The sequence below is a fragment of the Arthrobacter melezitosi genome, from assembly GCF_054511055.1.
This window is the reverse complement of record NZ_JBTNDJ010000031.1, coordinates 1-3,893: the sequence shown is the minus strand read 5'-3', so window position 1 is coordinate 3,893 and position 3,893 is coordinate 1. Positions and strand designations below refer to the sequence as shown.

General features: G+C 57.3%; 2 rRNA genes. Both read right to left on the bottom strand.

Going from position 1 to position 3,893, the window contains the following annotated elements:
* Nucleotides 1–59: 59 nt before the first annotated feature.
* Nucleotides 60–176: ribosomal RNA gene (rrf, locus tag ACX80W_RS16340) — 5S ribosomal RNA — on the bottom strand.
* A gap of 245 nt (nucleotides 177–421) precedes the next feature.
* A 23S ribosomal RNA gene (locus ACX80W_RS16335) occupies nucleotides 422–3,591 on the bottom strand.
* Nucleotides 3,592–3,893 lie beyond the last annotated feature (302 nt).

The window sequence follows — 3,893 nt, the reverse complement described above, 5'->3', positions numbered from 1 at the left end:
TGGGGTGGTTAACGCAGTGCAGGCCCCACCGGTGGTGGGGCCTGCGACTGGTACGGGTGGTCCGGCGGTGTCCTACTCTCCCACACTCTCTCGGGTGCAGTACCATCGGCGCTGTGGGTCTTAGCTTCCGGGTTCGGAATGGGACCGGGCGTTTCCCCCACGCTATGACCGCCGTAACTCGTTCTACCCTGGCCCCGGTGTGCCGGCCCGCGTGGCGGGGGTGTCCTGGGGTGGGTAAGCCTGGTTACGTCTTCATTGTGCTGGACGTGTATTTTGTTGTGGTGTTCCCGCCCCGGGTGGGGGTGGGTGCTGGTGGTTCCTGTTGTTGGTTGGGAACCGCATAGTGGACGCAGAGCATGTTTCGTTTGCACGCACCGCTTGGGTGGAACGGTTTTGAAGTGTCCGTTCCTGCGGTGGTGGTGTGGTGTAAGTTATCGGCTTATTAGTACCGGTCAGCTTCGCAGGTCGTTGGTCCCTGCTTCCACATCCGGCCTATCAACCCAGTGGTCTGGCTGGGGGCCTCTCACACGGTTAGGTGTATGGAAATCTCATCTTGAAGCGGGCTTCCCGCTTAGATGCTTTCAGCGGTTATCCCATCCGAACGTAGCTAATCAGCGGTGCACTTGGCAGTACAACTGACACACCAGAGGTTCGTCCGTCCCGGTCCTCTCGTACTAAGGACAGCCCTTCTCAAATTTCCTGCGCGCGCAGCGGATAGGGACCGAACTGTCTCACGACGTTCTAAACCCAGCTCGCGTACCGCTTTAATGGGCGAACAGCCCAACCCTTGGGACCTACTCCAGCCCCAGGATGCGACGAGCCGACATCGAGGTGCCAAACCATGCCGTCGATATGGACTCTTGGGCAAGATCAGCCTGTTATCCCCGAGGTACCTTTTATCCGTTGAGCGACGGCCATTCCACAATGTGCCGCCGGATCACTAGTCCCGACTTTCGTCCCTGCTTGAGATGTCTCTCTCACAGTCAAGCTCCCTTGTGCACTTACACTCGCCACCTGATTGCCAACCAGGCTGAGGGAACCTTTGGGCGCCTCCGTTACTTTTTAGGAGGCAACCGCCCCAGTTAAACTACCCATCAGGCACTGTCCCTGACCCGGATTACGGGCCGAAGTTAGATATCCAGAGTGACCAGAGTGGTATTTCAACGATGACTCCGCCCGAACTGGCGTCCGGGCCTCACAGTCTCCCACCTATCCTACACAAGCCACACCGAACACCAATACCAAACTATAGTGAAGGTCTCGGGGTCTTTCCGTCCTGCTGCGCGTAACGAGCATCTTTACTCGTACTGCAATTTCGCCGAGTTTATGGTTGAGACAGCGGGGAAGTCGTTACTCCATTCGTGCAGGTCGGAACTTACCCGACAAGGAATTTCGCTACCTTAGGATGGTTATAGTTACCACCGCCGTTTACTGGGGCTTAAATTCCCAGCTTCGCACCGCGCAAGCGCGGAACTAACCGGTCCTCTTAACCTTCCAGCACCGGGCAGGAGTCAGTCCGTATACATCGTCTTGCGACTTCGCACGGACCTGTGTTTTTAGTAAACAGTCGCTTCCCCCTGGTCTCTGCGGCCCCGATCCGCTCCGGCAAGCAAGTCGCCATCACGGTTGGGGCCCCCCTTCTCCCGAAGTTACGGGGGCATTTTGCCGAGTTCCTTAACCATAATTCTCTCGATCGCCTTAGTATTCTCTACCTGATCACCTGTGTCGGTTTGGGGTACGGGCGGCTAAAACCTCGCGCCGATGCTTTTCTAGGCAGCATAGGATCACCAAATCCCCCCATGCGGGGGTCCCATCGGGTCTCAGGCGCGTGATCGAACACAAGAACGCGGATTTGCCTACGTTCTGCCCTACATCCTTAGACCGGGACAACCATCGCCCGGCTTGGCTACCTTCCTGCGTCACACCTGTTAATACGCTTACCTCCCAGGCTCAGGTCCCGCGCTCCACCAAAACCCTTCCACCACAAGGGCGGTCGGGCAGGTTTCGGGCGGTTAGTGTCCCCTGTTCGGTATGGGCGGTTTTTCGCCGGTACGGGAATATCAACCCGTTGTCCATCGACTACGCCTGTCGGCCTCGCCTTAGGTCCCGACTTACCCAGGGCAGATTAGCTTGACCCTGGAACCCTTGATCATCCGGCGGACGGGTTTCTCACCCGTCTTTCGCTACTCATGCCTGCATTCTCACTCGTGTGGGCTCCACCGCTGGTTTCCACCGCGGCTTCAATGCCCACACGACGCTCCCCTACCCATCCACACGCCTGAACCAACCCCGGGGGGCGGCTTGGCTGATATGTGAATGCCACAACTTCGGCGGTGTACTTGAGCCCCGCTACATTGTCGGCGCGGAATCACTTGACCAGTGAGCTATTACGCACTCTTTCAAGGGTGGCTGCTTCTAAGCCAACCTCCTGGTTGTCTGGGCAACTCCACATCCTTTCCCACTTAGCACACGCTTGGGGGCCTTAGTTGGTGGTCTGGGCTGTTTCCCTCTCGACTATGAAGCTTATCCCCCACAGTCTCACTGCTGCGCTCTGACTTACCGGCATTCGGAGTTTGGCTGACGTCAGTAACCTTGTAGGGCCCATTAGCCATCCAGTAGCTCTACCTCCGGTAAGAAACACGCAACGCTGCACCTAAATGCATTTCGGGGAGAACCAGCTATCACGAAGTTTGATTGGCCTTTCACCCCTACCCACAGCTCATCCCCTCCATTTTCAACTGAAGTGGGTTCGGTCCTCCACGACGTCTTACCGTCGCTTCAACCTGGCCATGGGTAGATCACTTCGCTTCGGGTCTAGATCACGCCACTACGGTCGCCCTGTTCAGACTCGCTTTCGCTACGGCTTCCCCACACGGGTTAACCTCGCGACGTAACACTAACTCGCAGGCTCATTCTTCAAAAGGCACGCCGTCACAGCACCGTGATAAATCACGCACTGCTCCGACGGTTTGTAGGCACACGGTTTCAGGTACTGTTTCACTCCCCTCCCGGGGTACTTTTCACCTTTCCCTCACGGTACTGGTCCGCTATCGGTCATCAGGGAGTATTTAGGCTTACCAGGTGGTCCTGGCGGATTCGCACGGGATTTCTCGGGCCCCGTACTACTTGGGATACTCTCCAAACGGCAGCACGCATTACGGTTACGGGACTTGCACCCTCTCCGGCCGGGCTTTCAAACCCGTTCACCTATACGCCTGCACACATTTCACCAGTCCGGCAGAACTGATACGGAAAGTCCCGCAACCCCAGTGATGCAACGCCCGCCGGCTATCACACACCACTGGTTTAGCCTCTTCCGCGTTCGCTCGCCACTACTAACGGAATCACTGTTGTTTTCTCTTCCTGTGGGTACTGAGATGTTTCACTTCCCCACGTTCCCTCCACGCACCCTATGTGTTCAGGTGCGGGTCACCGGATCACGCCCGAAAGCGCCCCCGGCGGGGTTTCCCCATTCGGACATCCTGGGATCACCGTTCGGTTATCAACTCCCCCAGGCTTATCGCAGATTCCCACGTCCTTCTTCGGCTCCTGATGCCAAGGCATCCACCGTGTGCCCTTAAAAACTTGACCACTAAACGATCAAAAACATATCGAGAAAACCACGGCACCGGATCCAAGATCCGGAACCAGGTCTTACTGAAATTGCTTCTTTTTAAGATGCTCGCGTCCACTATGCAGTTCTCAACCAACAACCCCATCACACCCGCCCCCGCACCCCCAAGGGGGCACGGACCACGGCATGCGCGGGAAACCAGAAACAACACACCCCACCGGGCGCACCCGGCCCACAACGGAGCCGGCCACGCCAAACGGGGCCCTGTTATCTCAGGACCCAACAGTGTGCCAAACGCTTCCATCCCCTCCACCGGCCG